Origin of the sequence: Porphyromonas asaccharolytica DSM 20707, assembly GCF_000212375.1 — a bacterium.
GTDB lineage: Bacteria > Bacteroidota > Bacteroidia > Bacteroidales > Porphyromonadaceae > Porphyromonas > Porphyromonas asaccharolytica.
Genome location: NC_015501.1, coordinates 852,179 through 868,870, shown reverse-complemented (window position 1 = coordinate 868,870; position 16,692 = coordinate 852,179). Strand labels below are relative to the sequence as shown.

14 protein-coding genes and 2 tRNA genes are annotated in these 16,692 nt (G+C 53.5%); all 16 read left to right on the top strand.

Translation table 11 applies throughout. The annotated features are described in order from the left end of the window. Positions 1-217: 217 nt before the first annotated feature. The 16 genes from purH (at position 218) to PORAS_RS03390 (ending at position 16,552) form a co-directional block, all read left to right on the top strand. Positions 218-1,735, top strand: coding sequence for a bifunctional phosphoribosylaminoimidazolecarboxamide formyltransferase/IMP cyclohydrolase (purH, locus tag PORAS_RS03465; RefSeq protein WP_013760191.1), 1,518 nt, complete (start codon positions 218-220; stop codon positions 1,733-1,735). 24 nt (positions 1,736-1,759) lie between these two features. After that, complete coding sequence (gene mreB / locus PORAS_RS03460) at positions 1,760-2,782, top strand: rod shape-determining protein (RefSeq protein WP_004331494.1); 1,023 nt, start codon at positions 1,760-1,762, stop codon at positions 2,780-2,782. Between the two features lie 38 nt (positions 2,783-2,820). Then, positions 2,821-3,750 carry a rod shape-determining protein MreC gene (mreC, locus tag PORAS_RS03455; protein ID WP_013760190.1) on the top strand — a complete coding sequence of 310 codons (930 nt, stop codon included), beginning with the start codon at positions 2,821-2,823 and terminating at the stop codon, positions 3,748-3,750. After that, entirely contained in the window at positions 3,747-4,265 is a 519-nt protein-coding gene (gene mreD, locus PORAS_RS03450; protein ID WP_013760189.1) for a rod shape-determining protein MreD, read from the top strand. The genes mreC and mreD overlap by 4 nt, the downstream gene beginning before the upstream one ends. 11 nt (positions 4,266-4,276) lie before the next feature. Beyond that, positions 4,277-6,133, top strand: coding sequence for a penicillin-binding transpeptidase domain-containing protein (locus PORAS_RS03445; protein ID WP_004331478.1), 1,857 nt, complete (start codon positions 4,277-4,279; stop codon positions 6,131-6,133). Positions 6,134-6,148: 15 nt separating this feature from the next. Beyond that, the gene (gene rodA, locus PORAS_RS03440; RefSeq protein WP_013760188.1) at positions 6,149-7,606 is read left to right on the top strand and encodes a rod shape-determining protein RodA; all 1,458 of its coding nucleotides are present in this window, start codon (positions 6,149-6,151) and stop codon (positions 7,604-7,606) included. 507 nt (positions 7,607-8,113) lie between these two features. Beyond that, complete coding sequence (locus PORAS_RS03435) at positions 8,114-9,202, top strand: mannose-1-phosphate guanylyltransferase (protein WP_004331465.1); 1,089 nt, start codon at positions 8,114-8,116, stop codon at positions 9,200-9,202. 16 nt (positions 9,203-9,218) lie between these two features. Further along, entirely contained in the window at positions 9,219-10,562 is a 1,344-nt protein-coding gene (locus PORAS_RS03430; protein WP_013760187.1) for a DUF2851 family protein, read from the top strand. Between the two features lie 192 nt (positions 10,563-10,754). Beyond that, on the top strand, positions 10,755-11,579 hold the full coding sequence (locus PORAS_RS03425; protein WP_004331498.1) for a hypothetical protein: 825 nt from the start codon (positions 10,755-10,757) through the stop codon (positions 11,577-11,579). Continuing rightward, a complete protein-coding gene (locus PORAS_RS03420) occupies positions 11,576-11,965 on the top strand; it encodes an HIRAN domain-containing protein (protein ID WP_013760186.1) in 390 nt (129 codons plus the stop codon). The genes PORAS_RS03425 and PORAS_RS03420 overlap by 4 nt, the downstream gene beginning before the upstream one ends. Positions 11,966-12,057: 92 nt before the next feature. Then, complete coding sequence (locus PORAS_RS03415; protein ID WP_004331490.1) at positions 12,058-12,936, top strand: NAD(+)/NADH kinase; 879 nt, start codon at positions 12,058-12,060, stop codon at positions 12,934-12,936. A gap of 190 nt (positions 12,937-13,126) precedes the next feature. Further along, positions 13,127-13,198, top strand: a tRNA-Glu gene (locus tag PORAS_RS03410). Between the two features lie 80 nt (positions 13,199-13,278). Then, positions 13,279-13,530: a 30S ribosomal protein S20 gene (gene rpsT, locus PORAS_RS03405; RefSeq protein WP_004331479.1), complete on the top strand. Its 252-nt coding sequence runs from the start codon at positions 13,279-13,281 to the stop codon at positions 13,528-13,530. A 77-nt stretch (positions 13,531-13,607) separates the two neighbouring features. Further along, positions 13,608-13,679 (top strand) — tRNA-Glu (locus PORAS_RS03400). A 254-nt stretch (positions 13,680-13,933) separates the two neighbouring features. Further along, the gene (locus PORAS_RS03395; RefSeq protein WP_004331463.1) at positions 13,934-14,206 is read left to right on the top strand and encodes an HU family DNA-binding protein; all 273 of its coding nucleotides are present in this window, start codon (positions 13,934-13,936) and stop codon (positions 14,204-14,206) included. A gap of 762 nt (positions 14,207-14,968) precedes the next feature. Further along, complete coding sequence (locus PORAS_RS03390) at positions 14,969-16,552, top strand: Rne/Rng family ribonuclease (RefSeq protein ID WP_004331477.1); 1,584 nt, start codon at positions 14,969-14,971, stop codon at positions 16,550-16,552. Positions 16,553-16,692: the final 140 nt, after the last annotated feature.

Here is a 16,692-nt window from a genome sequence, read left to right as displayed (position 1 = left end):
CTTTCATCTAGGGGGTGAGGACAATTAATTAGCGGTCACGTGAAGATGTCAAACCTTCACGTGACCGCCTTTTTTAAACGAACCACTAGCAAGAAGCTCTCTTTATCCGCTCTTTTTACTACCTTTGTAGCTACTGTAGCTATGACCGACATCTTGCTCTTCTCAGGGGCTACCTAGGAGAGCTACTATTTACCCTATACCACACGCCACAAGCACTATGACTACAAGACCTATCCGGCGAGCCCTCATATCAGTCTACCACAAGGAGGGCATCGATCGCATCGCACGTATACTACATGCAGCCGAGGTAGAGATCGTCTCCACGGGAGGCACTCAGCAGTATATCGAGTCGCTCGGGATACCCTGCACACCGGTAGAGGCTCTGACCTCTCTGCCCTCTATCCTAGGAGGACGCGTCAAGACACTCCACCCAATGATCTTCGGAGGTATCCTTGCACGGCGAGACAATGCGCATGATGAGGAGCAGGTAGCGCAGTACACCCTCCCCCTGATAGACCTTGTCATTGTGGATCTATACCCCTTTGCTGAGACGGTCGCTAGTGGTGCCAGTGAGGAGGAGATCATTGAGAAGATCGACATCGGCGGTATCTCCCTCATACGTGCTGCGGCAAAGAACTACCACGACGTGCTTATCTGCTCGCATCGTGATCAGTACGACGGGCTCATAGAGCTGCTGGAGCGTGACGGCTGCTCTACAACGCTACCAGAGCGAAGGAGCTATGCGCTGCGTGCTTTTGAGGTGACAGCGACCTACGATAGTGATATCTTCAATTACTTTGATGCAGGCGCTCATACGGCACTACATATCTCCGGGCGCAACCCACGAGTCCTACGCTATGGCGAGAATCCTCACCAGATGGGCTTCTACTATGGCGACCTAGATCACTACTTTGACAAGCTACAAGGCAAGGAGCTATCCTACAACAACCTACAGGATCTAGACGCTGCCGTGCATCTCATTCAGGAGTTCGAAGCGCCCACCTTTGCGGTACTCAAGCACACCAACCCGTGCGGTATCGCTTCACGCGAGACGATCTCGGAGGCTTGGCAAGCAGCTTATGAGGCGGACACGGAGTCTGCCTTTGGCGGTATCCTAGTGGCAAATAGAGCAATCGACAAGGAGACAGCAGAGCAGATCTCGCATGTCTTCTTTGAGGTACTCATAGCTCCAGACTTTGACACTGAAGCTTTGCAGATATTGGGTCAGAAGTCGAAGCGCATCCTCCTACTACAGAAAGCTCCCCTACCCGACCTAGACAGCATCCGCACAGCTGCGGGTGGCTACTTGGTACAGACGCCTGACATACTCTCCGAGCCAGTCGTCTACACATCTGTCACGGAGGCTACGCCCTCCGAAGATGAGATGGCAGACATCCGTATGGCCGAGAGCATCGTCAAGTACTGCAAGAGCAATGCGCTGGCTATCGTCCGTGACAGCCAACTACTAGCGACAGGTATCGGCCAGACTTCTCGTGTTTCTGCTCTCAGACAAGCGATCCAGAAGGCGCACACCTTTGGCTTTGACCTCAAGGGGGCTGTCCTGGCGAGCGACGCTTTCTTCCCCTTCCGTGACTGTGTGGATCTAGCAGCCACAGCCGGCATCACAGCAATCGTACAGCCTGGAGGATCGATACGAGACCAGGAAAGCATCGACGCGTGCAACGAGCAGGGCGTTGCCATGGTGACGACAGGTATTCGCCACTTTAGACATTAATCATTAGTCACAACCAAACAATATATGGGACTATTCAAACTACGACAAGAATTAGCTATTGACCTCGGCACAGCTAATACGATTATAATGAAGGATGGGAAGATCGTTTTCGATGAGCCTAGTGTCATCGCTTTCGATCGGCGCAACGACGAGGTGATTGCCGTGGGTACGAAGGCGCGAGAGATCTATGAGAAGGGACACGAGTACATTCGCTCGGTGCGTCCTCTCAGAGATGGCGTCATAGCGGACTTTGACGCAGCCGAGAAGATGATCCGAGGTATGGTCAAGCAGATCAATAAGAAATCGCACTCGCTCTTCTCCCCCTCACTACGTATGGTAGTCAGTGTACCCTCGGGCAGTACTGAAGTAGAGATACGCGCCGTCAAGGACTCGAGCGAGCACGCTGGCGGTCGTGACGTCTATATGCTCTATGAGTCGATGGCTGCCGCTATAGGCATCGGCATAGATGTCCTCGCCCCTGAGGGCAACATGGTAGTCGACATAGGCGGTGGTACGACCGAGATAGCTGTCATCTCGCTCGGTGGTATCTCCTCCAAGCAGTCGATACGTGTAGCCGGTGACGAGTTCACCCACGACATTATGGAGTACATGCGCCAGAAGCACAATGTACGTGTCGGTGAGCGTACCGCAGAGCAGATCAAGATCGAGGTAGGTAGTGCTCTCGCTGAGCTAGACAACGCTCCCGAAGACTTTATCGTCACGAGTGCCGACCTGATGGACTCTCTGCCACGACAGATCAGCGTCTCCTATCAGGAGATCGCTCAGTGTCTCGACAAGTCTATAGTCAAGATCGAGAGCGCTATCCTCAAGACACTAGAGAGTACGCCTCCTGAGCTCTACTCCGATGTAACGCAAAACGGTATTTCCCTGACAGGCGGTGGTGCACTCCTGCGTGGTCTGGCGGATAGACTGACACGTCGCTTCGCGATACAGTTCAACGTCCCCGAGGATCCACTACGCGCTGTGGCTATGGGTACCGACAAGGCGCTCAAGAATGTAGATAGTTACAACTTTCTCATTCACTAGAGGGTAGTCACGTGGCACTATAGCAATAAGAGATAACCATGCGTCGTCTCCTCGAACTCCTTCGTGCGAACCTGCACTGGGTGCTCCTAGTGGTGTGTGAGGCGGTCGCCTTGCTCCTACTCTTTCATGGCAGTCTCTACCACTCATTCGTGGGAGCGGCTGCCAGTTCGTCTGTCGTGGGGAGGATTCATACCGAGGGGTCACGCTGGCGCTCCTACTTATCGCTACAGCAGCAGAACCAACAGCTCACGGCACAGCTGGCAGCGCTCGAAGGGCGCTACCTCTCCCTGCAGAGGCAGTTCGAATACTTCCTCGCAGACACCGTCGTACCACAGGTGCTGACACCTTTAGACACCTTAGACACCATCGTGCGGGAGGAGCCTAGCTTTACCTTTGTGACGGCACGGGTCGTCAGCTTGACCTATCTCAAGGCAAACAATATGATGACCATAGATCGTGGCGCTCGTGACGGCATCAAGCCCAATATGGGGGTCGTCTCCCAGAGCGGTGTCGTAGGCATCGTTGCTCAGGTAGGGGCTCGCTACGCTACGGTCGTACCGCTCATCAACGAGAGCCTGACCCTCAGCTGTATGACACTACGCGAAAGGCATGTGGGAAATCTCTCGTGGCGACAAAAGCTCTCTCCCTCGGAGAGCATCGTGCGGGGCTTGCCCAAGCATGCGCATCTAGCCGTCGGGGACACGCTCGTGACGAGTGGCTACTCTGCGATCTTTCCGCCAGGCATGGTGATCGGCAGACTAGAGGGCGAAGGCGCTGAGGGTACGCCCCTGACCTATCGCAAGGAGCTCCCTGTGCTTCTCGCGACAGACTTCGGGCAGCTACACCACGTCTATGTGATAACGGGTGGCTATACGATCAATCTAGAGGAACCTAAGAACCTAGAGGAGCCCAAGAACCAAGAGAAGCCCAAGAACCAAGAGAAGCCAGAGAGCAAAGAGGATCTATGAGACTACAAATGATATGGACCACCCTAGGCATCGTACTGCTAGTACTGCTACAGGTCGAGGTCTTTAACTACATACAGCTCTTTCGCTATGCGACCCCGTCGGTCTATCTCTTTGCGCTACTACTCTTTAGCGTAGATACTCCGCGAGAGTGGCTCACACTCGTCGGAGCACTCGTCGGACTCTCCGTCGATCTCCTCAGTGGCACCCCAGGGCTACACATGGCCTCCTTGACGCTCGTCGGCTTCCTACGCAACTACCTCCTAGCTCCTGCCGTAGATGTCGAGAGCAACTTACGCCGCGCTCCTTCCATGCGCATACATGGTTGGGGCATCTGGCTCGTTATCCTAGAGATGGTCGCGATCCATCAGTTTGTCCTCTTCACGCTAGACTCACTGCGCGGCTTCGACTGGGGCTATTACTTTCTCAGGATGGGTAGTAGTATGCTCCTGACCTATCTCATCGTGATGATCCTGCAGATGCTCTTCCTCGAGCACCTGCCACGGCATCAGAGCTAGCGGATAAATATATGGAGCGTTCACGCCATCGACTACGCATCGCCGTCCTCCCGATGATCGCTATAAGCATCGTGGTGCTATATGTCATACGGCTCGGCTATCTGCAGCTCGTAAGCTCAGAGTACAAAGAGCGCGCTATGCGCAATGCTCTTTATGAAGAGGTCATCTTCCCTGACCGAGGCGTCATCTATGACCGCAAAGGGACACTACTCGTCTACAACGAGCCAGCCTACGACCTCCTCGTCACTACAAAAGAGCTCGCCGACACCCTCGACATGCCCCTACTGTCCAGCCTCCTCCACACCTCCGAGCTCGAGCTCAAGGATCGCATGACGGCACTGCGGGATCGCTCGATCAATCCCGGCTACTCGCCCTTTACTCCGCAACTCTTCTGGTCACAGCTCACCAGCGAAGAGGCGGGTTTCATACAGGAGCAGCTCTTCCGTCTACCAGGCTTCACACTTCGTCCCCGCGCTGTACGTCGCTCCGACCAGCCCAATGCCGCACTGCTACTCGGATACCTAGGCGAGTCCAGTCCCGAGGAGCTCAAAGCCGATAGTACCCTCGCTCTCGGACAATATGTAGGCAAGAGTGGCGTCGAGCGCACCTACGACAGCATCTTACGAGGGCGCAATGGTGTCAACCTCCTGCTCCGAGACGCCCGTGGTAGGATCCAGGGGAGCTACAACGATGGTGCTGACGACATCGAGGCGATACCTGGCGAAGATCTGACCCTCAGCATCGACATAGGTTTGCAGAGCCTAGGCGAAAAGCTCCTGCAGGGCAAGCGTGGTGCTATCGTCATGATCGAGCCCAAGAGTGGCGAAGTGCTCTGTCTCGTCTCTTCACCCTCCTACGACGTGCGCCTGCTGCAAGGCAAGAGCTTAGGCAAGGCACACCAGCAGCTAGTCCTACAGGAGGGCAAGCCTCTCTTCAACCGAGCCATCATGGGTACCTACCCCCCCGGCTCTACCTTCAAGCCCGCCATGGGCGCCTTGATGCTTCAGGAGCATCTCGTCACCCCCTCCACGCTCCTCTCCTGTGCTCATGGGTATCCTCGTATGCGAGGACGTCCCGCCTGCCACGGTCATGCCTCCCCGCTCAATCTGCGCAGTGCGCTAACCACCTCTTGCAACGCTTACTTCTGCTGGGGACTGCACTTCCTACTAGACGATCGCACACGCTACCCCAGCGTGCAGGATGCGCTCAATAAGTGGCGAGACTATATGGTAGACTTTGGCTTCGGCTACAAGCTTGGCGTCGACCTAGCGGGCGAGAACCGTGGCTTCATACCCAATAGCTCCGTCTACGATCGCGTCTATCGACGCTGGAACTCCTCCACCATCATCTCCCTCTCCATCGGTCAGGGCGAGGTGCTGCTCACCCCCCTCCAGATGGCAAACCTCGCAGCTACCATCGCCAATAGAGGGTACTACTACAAGCCCCATGTCGTCCGCAAGATCGAGCACTCCCCACTAGACTCCATTTATAGGACACCGCACCATACGATCGTCTCGCCAGGTTACTGGGAGGAGATCGCACAGGGGATGCACGGCGCCGTCCTAGCGGGCACTTGTCGTCGGGCTAACTTTGCTCCAGGCGAAATCAACGTATGCGGTAAGACCGGTACAGCCGAAAACCGCTTTGGCAAAGACCACTCCGCCTTCATCGGCTTTGCTCCTCTCGAAGACCCCAAAGTGGCGATCAGCGTCTATGTTGAGAACGGCGGCTTCGGAGCCATATACGGCGTACCTATCGGGCGCGTCATGATGGAGTACTACCTACGTGATGGCGAGCTCTCAGGGACTTCTCAAGCCATTGTGGAGCAGATCAGCCGACAGAAGATCTTCTACACACACGACACCTAAGAACCAACAAGCAGCATGCCATACCTTAGTAAGCAGCGACGTAGCAACCTACTGATGCGCCTTGACTGGCCGCTCATCATCCTCTATCTCCTGATGGTAGCTGGGGGGTGGCTCGCTATCTGTGGCGCCACGTACGACTTCACGCCGGGTCATCTGCTAGAGATGGGAGGCCGACCGATGCAGCAGCTCATATGGATCTCTCTAGCTCTGGGGCTAGGCGGGATCGTGCTACTCATCGACGAAGATCTCTTTGAGTCTGGGGCGCCATACCTATACATCGCCTTTATACTCCTGCTCATCGTAACTGCTATCGTGGCACCTGACATCAAAGGCTCCCGCTCGTGGCTCGTCATAGGTCCCGTCAGGGTGCAGCCCGCTGAGTTTGCCAAGCTCGGCACCGCACTCATGCTCGCCTACTGGCTCAATCGTCCCGAGTTCAAGCTCACCACCCTGCGCGGCTATCTAGAGGTCTTTGCGATCATCCTCTTGCCCATGGCGATCATTATCCTGCAGAGCGAGACAGGGTCGGCACTCGTCTTCTGCGCCTTCTTCTTAGCACTCTATCGTGAGGGACTCTCAGGAGCCTTCCTTCTACTCGCCTCGCTAGCGGTGACGCTCTTTGTGGTGTCACTCATGCTGGCCGACGTGAGCTGGGGTGCGACCGACGCTAGTCGGCTCCTCATCTGTAGCATCATCTCAGCAGCTACGCTCCTCTACCTCAGTAGCATCGTACGGTGGAAGCCACGTGAGCGGCGCATCTTGTGGATCGTCACCGCCGTATACTTCGTCGGTATGTATATCTCTCTGCGCTGGCTGCAGATCGATTACAGCTATGTCGCCTTAGTACTGATGAGCTGCATCATCCTCTTCTGCTTCGTTCGCGCTTTGCTACATTACTCCCGCTCCTACCTCTTAGTCGGCTTAGCCAGCTTAGGCTTGCTGGCCTTCTCGCTCTCGGTAGAGTACGTCTACAACGACATCCTCGCACCGCATCAGCAGACCCGTATAGCGGTATCCCTCGGCATCGAGCAGGATCCACGCGGAGCTGGGTACAATGTGGATCAGGCAAAGATCGCCATCGGTTCAGGCGGCCTCACAGGCAAAGGGTTCCTCCAGGGCACCCAGACGAAGCTCAAGTATGTCCCCGAGCAAGACACCGATTTCATCTTCTGCACCATCGGCGAGGAGCAAGGCTTTGCGGGATCCGTCGGTCTGCTTCTACTCTTCCTCGCTATGATCCTACGCATCATGTGGCGAGCGGAGCAACACCCCTCCACCTTCGGGCGGGTCTATGGGTACTGCCTAGCGTGCGTCCTACTCTTTCACCTTATGGTCAATGTGGGTATGGTGCTGGGGCTGGTGCCCGTCATCGGCATCCCGCTCCCCTTCTTCAGCTATGGAGGCTCCTCGCTCTGGGGCTTCTCACTGATGCTCGCACTCTTCCTCAAGATCGACGCCTCGGGCAAGCGATAGACACAAACTCCGTCCCCCGAACGACCCAACAGACCAATAGCCACGTGGAAAATCTGAAATCTCCACGTGGCTATTTTTTATTCTCCACGTAGGCGAGAAATAATTCCTCGGACATATCGTTTGATTCCTCCGAAGTTTCATTTCACGCCCACGTGGAGAATTTTCCTTTTCCACCTGGATATTTCAAAATTCCTACCTGGGGATTTGAAAATCCCTCCGTGGGGATTTTTTGATTCCAATGCGGGTGGGACAAATTCGTCCCATGAGTATGGGACGATCCTTCCGAGCTATTTGCTCTATTATATAAGGTAGTTCGCCCGACACGCGTGACCCGCTGTAAGGACGCACGCCAGTGTCGAGTCGGAGGGCGTCCGTCTCCGTTAAAAACCGCGATGCTGTAACCTTTGACACAACTGACGCAGCATGAGCCGAGCATGCCTCTCTCATTGCGTGGCACCCTTTTTATTAGTAGCTTTGTAACAGCAAACTCAATACAACTCAATTCTCATGGAGCATTACTATTGTGTCATCATGAGTGGCGGGGTGGGGAGTCGCTTTTGGCCTATCTCACGTCAGTCACGACCCAAGCAATTTCTAGACTTCTTCGGCACGGGAAGTTCACTCCTACAGGACACTTACAAGCGGTTCCTACGGATCGTCCCTGAGGATCATATTTACATCGTCACCCATGCCGACTACGTCGATCTGACTCTCGAGCAGCTTCCAGGGCTCAAGCGAGACCAGGTCCTCACCGAGCCTTTACGACGCAACACAGCCCCATGTATCGCTTACGCCTGCTACCATATCCAGCAGCGAGACCCTAAGGCTTCGATCGTTGTGGCGGCTTCGGATCATATCATTATGAATGAGGACAACTTCGTCCAGACCGTCAGCCAGTCGCTCCGCTTTGCAGCGCTACACCCTTACCTCCTGACGCTAGGCATCAAGCCCACAGCGCCCGAGACGGGATACGGGTACATACAGGTGGACTCTAGCGAGATGCCTCTCGACGGACAGTATCACAAGGTGAAGGTCTTTACCGAAAAGCCCAATCGTGAGATGGCCGAGATATTTGTCTCCTGTGGCGAGTTCCTCTGGAACAGTGGTATGTTCGTCTGGCACGTCAAGACGATCCTCGATGCTTTTGCCAAGTATATGCCCGAGGTGAGCAGACTCTTTACCGAGCGGGCGAGCGACTTCGGTACCGCCCGCGAGCAAGAGGCGATCGAGGAGATCTATCCATACTGCCCTAGTATATCCATCGACTACGGGGTCTTGGAAAAAGCGGACAATGTGCTGGTCACTCCCGCGACCTTTGGCTGGGCTGACCTAGGCACCTGGGGAGCTCTTTATGATCAGAGCTCCAAGGATCAGACGGGCAATGTGACAAATCACGAGAAGACCCAATTCTACGAGTCGATGAATAATATCCTCTACATCGATGACCCAGACCTCCTGGCAGTCGTGCAAGGCGTCGACGACTGTATCATCGCTAAGCATGGCAACGTGCTGCTCATCTGCAAGCGTGAGGCGGAGCAGAGTATCAAGAACTATGTCACCGATGTGGAGATAGAGGCTGGACAGGACTACATCTGATCTGACCACATAGACGATGCAGGAGACGTGGCTACACCAGATATGGGGCAATAGGCTCTACGAGTCGCTCACCTTCGAGCCACACCCCTGCATCCCCGAGGGGGTGACGCCGATCGTCATCGACCCGGGACGATACAATACCAATGGCGGGCCCGACTTTAGCAATCTTAAGCTGCGTATAGGCTCCCTGACCTGGGCGGGCAATGGCGAGATACATTGCCATACGACAGACTGGCTACGCCATGGGCACCAGCTAGACCCAGCTTACAATAATGTACTGCTACATATCGTACTGCAGGACGATGGTCCCATCTCTCTGCAGGCTGGCACGCCGCCTATCACCTGCCGTATGCAGATCAATCCTGACTTGCTGGCCATAGCGCAGCAACTCACCGAGGCTCCGCAGATACCGCGCTGCGGGGAGGCTTGTAGCCAGCTTCCCGAGGAGGTGCAGGACGACTGGTTTGCACAGCTTACGCATGAACGACTGGACAAGAAGTGTCAGCAGATAGAGGCAGCGATGAGCTTTTTCAAGGGAGATCTAGCAGCGGTAACACACCTCTTCCTGATGCGTTACCTAGGAGCCAAAGTAAATCACGATGCTTTCGAGCAGATCGCTCGCCGGCTCTCCCCCTCGATCCTACTCAAGCACAAGAGCTCGCCTCTAGCCCTCGAGGCGCTCCTCCTAGGTATGGGCGGACTGCTAGAGAGTGACCCGATCTCTCCAGAAGTAGATCAGTATAGGGAGCGACTGGGAGAGGAGTTTACCTTCCTAGCACATAAGTACCACCTGTCACCCCTACCGCCAGGCACCATCCGTATGCTACGACTGCGCCCGAGCGCCTTCCCGCATCGTCGGCTTGCCTATCTAGCAGCGCTGTACTACCATAGTGACAATCTGCCAGGCGAGCTGCTCCGCACATCCTCGTTGGCCCATCTCGAGCAGCTACTCATGGTGACCCCCTCCGACTACTGGCAGCGACACTACCACTGGGGGAGCGAGTCGCATGCACAGCTCGGCACCATAGGACGTGCTACCATCGAGAGCATTGCGATCAATGTGGTCATACCGCTTCAGTACTACCTCACGAAGGAGCGTGACCTGCTTGGTCTCTCCTTAGTGAGCGACTCGCTGATGAGTGCACACGACCTCCCCGCAGAGCGCAATAGCGTCGTGCGTCGCTTCGTCCACGAAGGATTGCACCCCCGCAGTGCTTATGACACGCAGGCACTCCTAGAGCTCTACGGAAGCTACTGTGAGCCACGTCGCTGCTGGCTATGTCCCGTAGGGCGGAAGCTCCTACAGAACTACGGCGCCATGACCCTACCACCCTCTATCGGTGAGGAAAAGTGTAAGTAGTGAGCACCCGCTGACGTCAGAATCTTGACACAGGCCCCTACAGTAGTCTACACTTTTTTTGCAAACGTCTTTTGCTACCCGACACAGACTTTTCTTAACACGATTGGCCTGCTGTGGAGGCACTCAGGATATTTGCCTTTCCCCTAAAAACGTTACCTTAGTCCACAGATTAGCTCTAACAGACGGAATGCGATGACAGACATGAACCCGCTAGCATGCTCTCCAGAGTATCAGAGGCTTCGGGAGCAGTACGAGACACTCGTCGTAGCCTACACGGCACTCGTCTCCCAGTATCAAGAGATGACGGATCACGAGGCGCCTCACCTCTCTGCGCTCTATATGCACTACTTCGGCAAGTTGCTCTACACCCAGTTACGGCTAGGGCTCTCCCTAGCTACGCTCCGCTTGAGGCGCTCACTCCTACAGGCTTACATCAATCGTGACGAAGCACCCGACCTCGTCGAGATAGACAAGCAGATGGCGCAGCAGCGGCTAGAGTTTCATCAGCTGCTGGAGAAAAAGCTGGCTCAGCTCAAGGCTGCCAAGGAGTATTGGGACAGACCGCACCTATCTTCCCAAGAGACTAAAGAGCTCAAGGAGATCTACAAGGCCCTCGTCAAGCGACTCCACCCTGACCTTAACCCACACTACACAGAGGAGGATAAGCGACTCTTTCTGATCACCGTAAAGGCTTATCAGATCGGAGACCTGCCTCAGCTACGAGCTCTGTTGGCCCTACTGAACAAAGAGAAGCCCCAAGAAGAGCTCCCCTCAGACCCTGAGGCACTCTTGGCAGAAGTCGAAAAACTGCAAGAGAAGAAGAGTACCCTCGAGATTAGAATAGCCAAGCGGTCGGAGAGCTTTCCTTTTGATCAGAAAGAGTTACTGTCAAGCCCCGTAGCGATCCTAAAGAAGCAAGCTGAGCTAGAAGCGATCATCCAGGAGCTCCAGACGAGCGAGAAGGAGCAGCAGACGATCGTCACACTCATGGAGGAATATAAGTCACATAACCTATGAGTCACGAGATCATACCAGTCAGCCCAGAGCTACTAGCGCTCATTGGGACTGAAGGAATCAACGCATTAGGACTACCCAAGCGGGAGATCTTCCTCCTAGACATTGTAGTCGCTGGGACCTCCTTCTGCCCTATCGTACAGGAGCTTTACCCTACGCTACTGCCTGACACAGTGCTACGTATGGTACGACAGCCGCCAAACGAGCACGACGAAAACGCCATCGCCATCTACTACGAGGAGCACCGCATAGGTTATGTGCCCCAAGAACTCAATCTGGTCATATCACGGCTGATGGATGCTGGTAAAGAGTTTTACGCTCGGGTCGTCCAGGTTAAGAAGATCCACGAGTGGGTGCGCATATCGGCCAAGCTCTTTATGATCGAGTGAGCTCTAGACGCTCGATCCTTTTGTGGGAGGCTCCTCTTTGGGGATCTGCCCTCTTTTAGGTACTTTTGTAGCGATGCAATCAGACAGCCCCGATGGATAGGCATAAGATAAATACGATAGCAGTATATGGTAGCCACGCTACGATGCGTCTCACGGACGATGTGACAGCACTACTGACAGCACTGGCAGAGCATGGTGTAGACCTTTATATAGAGGCTCCGCTTTGGGAGGCACTGCAACTAGCGGGTATCCCGGAGGGTTATCCGCAGATGCGACTAGGTGGAGAGACGCCCTATGGCGACATAGCTCTAAGTCTCGGAGGTGACGGTACGCTCCTGAGAGCTGTGCACAAGCTGAGAGACGTGGAGCTGCCTATATGGGCGATCAACTGCGGGCACCTCGGCTTTATGACCGAGATGGAGCCACAGGAAGCTCTGCATCACCTCGATGATCTGCTGGCTGGACAGTACGATATAGAGACCCGCTCGCTGATCGATGTGAGTGTGGCGGGAGAGCATGTCGGCACTGCGCTCAATGATCTGGCGGTGCAAAAACGAGAGACAGGATCTATCATCAAGATACGCGTAGATCTAGACGGCAACTTGCTGGCTGAGTACGCTGCCGACGGCTTGGTCGTGAGCACTCCCTCCGGCTCGACCGCCTATGCGCTTAGCCTAGGAGGCCCTATCGTGACTCCTCAGTGTCAGACCTTGCTGCTAGTGCCTATAGCACCTCATACGCTCAATATGGCTCCGCTCATCTTCCCCGACACCAGTGTGCTGACGATGAGAGTCTCTTCGCTACACCCCACTTTCTCCATTGTAATCGATGGTAATCTGCGAGTCTACGACTGTGGTGTCGAGATCGTCGCCCGCAAGAGTGACAAGCGAGCCCACCTGCTACGTCTCTCGCACAAGCCGTATGCCCAGGTCATCCGCGAGAAGCTCCTTTGGGGCCGTGACTTGAGATAGAAAGTTTGTTTTGACCAAACATTTCGTAAGAGTGTGACTATCAACCCACTGGATCTCATTTTCTGAGATAAACGAAGTCTTTTGGGATATTTTCTTGCGAGAATCTTTTGTCAGAAGAAAAATTTGTATTACCTTTGCATCACAATTGCCTGAGAGCCGAACAATCGGTGGCAGTTTACAAGTAGTTGCTGGCCCTTTCGTCTAACGGTTAGGACGTCAGATTCTCATTCTGAAAATAGGGGTTCGATTCCCCTAGGGGCTACAAGTAATAGTTGATATGAAGTACTTCGCGTAGCGAGTCTCGCATATCGATAGTACACCAAGTAATTAAGTATCACAAGAATGGCAAATCATAAATCAACGCTGAAGAGAATCCGTCAGAGTTCCACACGTCGCCTTCGCAATCGCTATGCGAGCAAGACGTCGCGTACGATGGTCAAGCAGTTTCGTGCTATGACCGATCGTCAGGAAGCTGAGCAGGCTTTGCCGAAGGTGTATTCTACGCTAGATCGTCTAGCTCGTAAGAATATTATCCATCGCAATAAGGCTGCGAATCTGAAGTCTAAGATGGCTCTTCACCTCAAATCTCTCTAGTCTACGACGACACATCGCAATACTGTATCAGTTCGCTGAGGATATAACTCTACATTAAGGATACTGGCGCACGATTTGGCCCTTTCGTCTATCGGTTAGGACGCCAGGTTTTCATCCTGGAAAGAGGGGTTCGACTCCCCTAGGGGCTACATAGAGAGCCTTGCCAGCCACCTCCCTTTCCTCCAAGTCGCTTTATGACACAAGGCTGATACCACGAGCGAGCATATATCAAAAAAGAAGAGGAGTGTTCTTGGGCGAGATCGAGAGCACTCCTCCGTTTTTTTACGTCAGAGCAGGTTGGTGTGAGTTGCTTTTTGTATATTTATCCACCGTGCGTGCGCTCTCGGAGTGGTAGCATGATGCCTCATCGCAAATCATTATAAGACCCATTACTTAAGAATACATGACTAAAGCAGAAGTTGTAAAGAGTATAGCCGACACGACAGGCTTAGACCGACAGGAGGTCCTGCAGGTTGTAGAGGCCTTTATGGATACAGTCAAGAACGCCATGAGCCAGGGAGACAATGTCTACCTCAGAGGCTTCGGTAGTTTCGTCGTTAAGGAGCGCGCAGAGAAGACTGCACGCAACATCTCCAAGCAGACGACGATCATCGTACCAGCCCGCAAGGTTCCCACGTTCAAGCCTTCGAAAGCATTCACAGCCATAATCAAATAGTATCCCAGGGGGTGAGTCGAGGCAGATAGTCCTGAGGACGACAACGGTCGCTCCATCGTAGTAGTGGCTAGCTACGGACCTCATGACCTTGGATCCAATATAGACCAATTCAAAAGAAACAATTATGCCAAACGGTAAGAAGCACAAGCGTCGCAAGATGTCGACGCACAAGCGTAAGAAGAGACTACGTAAGAACCGTCATAAGAAGAAGTAGTAGGCAAGCGGTCGAGGACGACCGTATGTGATCCCTCCTAGGACGAGCAGATCGTCCAGGAGAGTCATAGTCTACACACTAGATAGCCATCGTAATATGTATGGCAATCTAATCGTGACGAACGAAACGTACCAAGCAAGCCGCCATAATCGACCTCTCACCGATGAGAGGCTGGTTGTGGATGGCTTTGTTGCATAGCAACTCATCCCATCACCCTGCAGTAGTCACCCCTCACGGGCATCTGCCGAAGTCTGTCGTATCAATCAGCAGACTAATAAGAAGGGATCGCCCGTGATACGAGTGCTACGGCAGCATCTGTAGATCTCCCCTCTCTGTGTATCTATAGACTCGCTCAAGAGTCGCCATCGAGATGCGCATAGAGACCAGCTACTCTCAGTAGAGGTGTAGCGATTAGGTACTTCGAGAGCTCACCAGCTCGGGGCAGTGCAGTGGCACGACGTAGCTGTGAGACGGAGAAGAGAAGAGGCGGGTCATACTAGACCTCTACACGTTTCCAATCTATTAATGCACAGATTATTTGAGACACCGTGAATAGTGAACTAATCATCGATGTAAAGCCCAAAGAGGTGTCTATGGCAGTGCTCGAAGATGACGAGCTCGTAGAGCTACGGACGGAGAATAGAAATATCCGTTACGCTGTTGGAGACATCCTGCTTGGCGAGGTAGACAATGTCGTCAGAGGCAATAACGCCGCCTTCGTCAACATAGGCCCCATGAAAAACGGCTTCCTTCACTACAATGATCTAGGCAAAGTATTTGGAGCGACAACTCACTTATTAGAAGATATAGCGGAAAAGAAGAAGGTACCCCCCATTGACAAAGTCAAAGAAGGTACCCCCCTTCCTAAGGATGGCAATATCATCAACTCGGGACTCAAGAAGGGTGACAAGATCCTCGTCAAGGTAACACGTGAAGCCTTCGGGACGAAAGGACCTAGTCTCTCTGCAGAGCTCTCCATAGCGGGTCGATTTCTAGTCCTAGTACCCTTTAGCGATCAGGTAGCCATCTCTAGCGAGATACGCTCCACGGAGGAGCGTACGAGGCTTAAGACGATCGTGCAGAGTGTCATCAAGAGTGGCTACGGAGCCATCATCCGAACGCAAGCTGCTGGGAAAAAGACCCAAGAGCTCGTCGAGGAGATGATGGATCTGATAGATCGATTCGAGACAAGTATCAAGAAGTTGGTCCGTGCCAAGGCTCCTACACAGATTTATGAGGAGCGAAATCGTGCTATCAACCTTATCCGAGACTCCTACAACAAGACCTTTACGAAGATCATCGTCAACGATCCAGACTACTACAAGGAGCTCAGAGGTTACGTAGCAGACATCGACCCAGGTAGAGAGCAGATCGTCACGCTCTATGAGGATGACAGTAAGCGCCCTCTCTTTGATGCTTGTGGTGTGACAAAGCAAAAGAAGACTCTCTTCGGGCGCAAAGTCACCCTACGCAATGGAGCCAACATCATCATCGAGCAAACCGAGGCTATGCACGTCATCGACGTCAATAGTAGCAAGAAGGCTCGTAGGACCTCTGGACAAGAGGAGACCGCCTTTGATGTCAATATGGCCGTCGCAGACCTCATAGCCCGACAGATCAGACTGCGAGATCTCGGAGGAATCATCGTAATCGACTTCATCGATATGAATGAAGCAGCTCACAACAAGGAGCTATACGAGCACATGGTGAAGCTTATGGCAAATGACCGAGCTACCCACAAGATACTTCCTCTGAGCAAGTTCGGACTCATGCAGATCACACGACAGCGCGTACGCCAGGCTACCATCATACGCACCGAGGAGACCTGTCCTACCTGTCAAGGCTCGGGAAAGATCAAGACCTCCATCACCTTTACAGATGATCTAGAGGAGATCATAGCCCAGCTGACCTCTGGCGACAAGCCCATTCGCAACTTTGCCATGCATCTACATCCCTACGTCGTCGCTTATATCAAGAAGGCTCCCCTCTTGGGATCTTCTATCTTTACTAAGTGGAAGAAGAAATACTCCAAAAACATCAAGCTGATCGAAGATCAAGATGTAGCACTCCTAGACTACAAGATCTATGACAAAGATCGTAATCTAGTGGAGCTAGAGAAGCTAGAGAAGTGACCACTGGCTACACTCATTTAGTGGTAGCTATACAATAAATAAATGAAGAGTCCCTACGAGAGCATACACGCCCTCGTAGGGACCTTTTGTTTACGTCGTCTCGTACGCCTAAATCATGCAAGTAAGGTAGCCCAATGTAG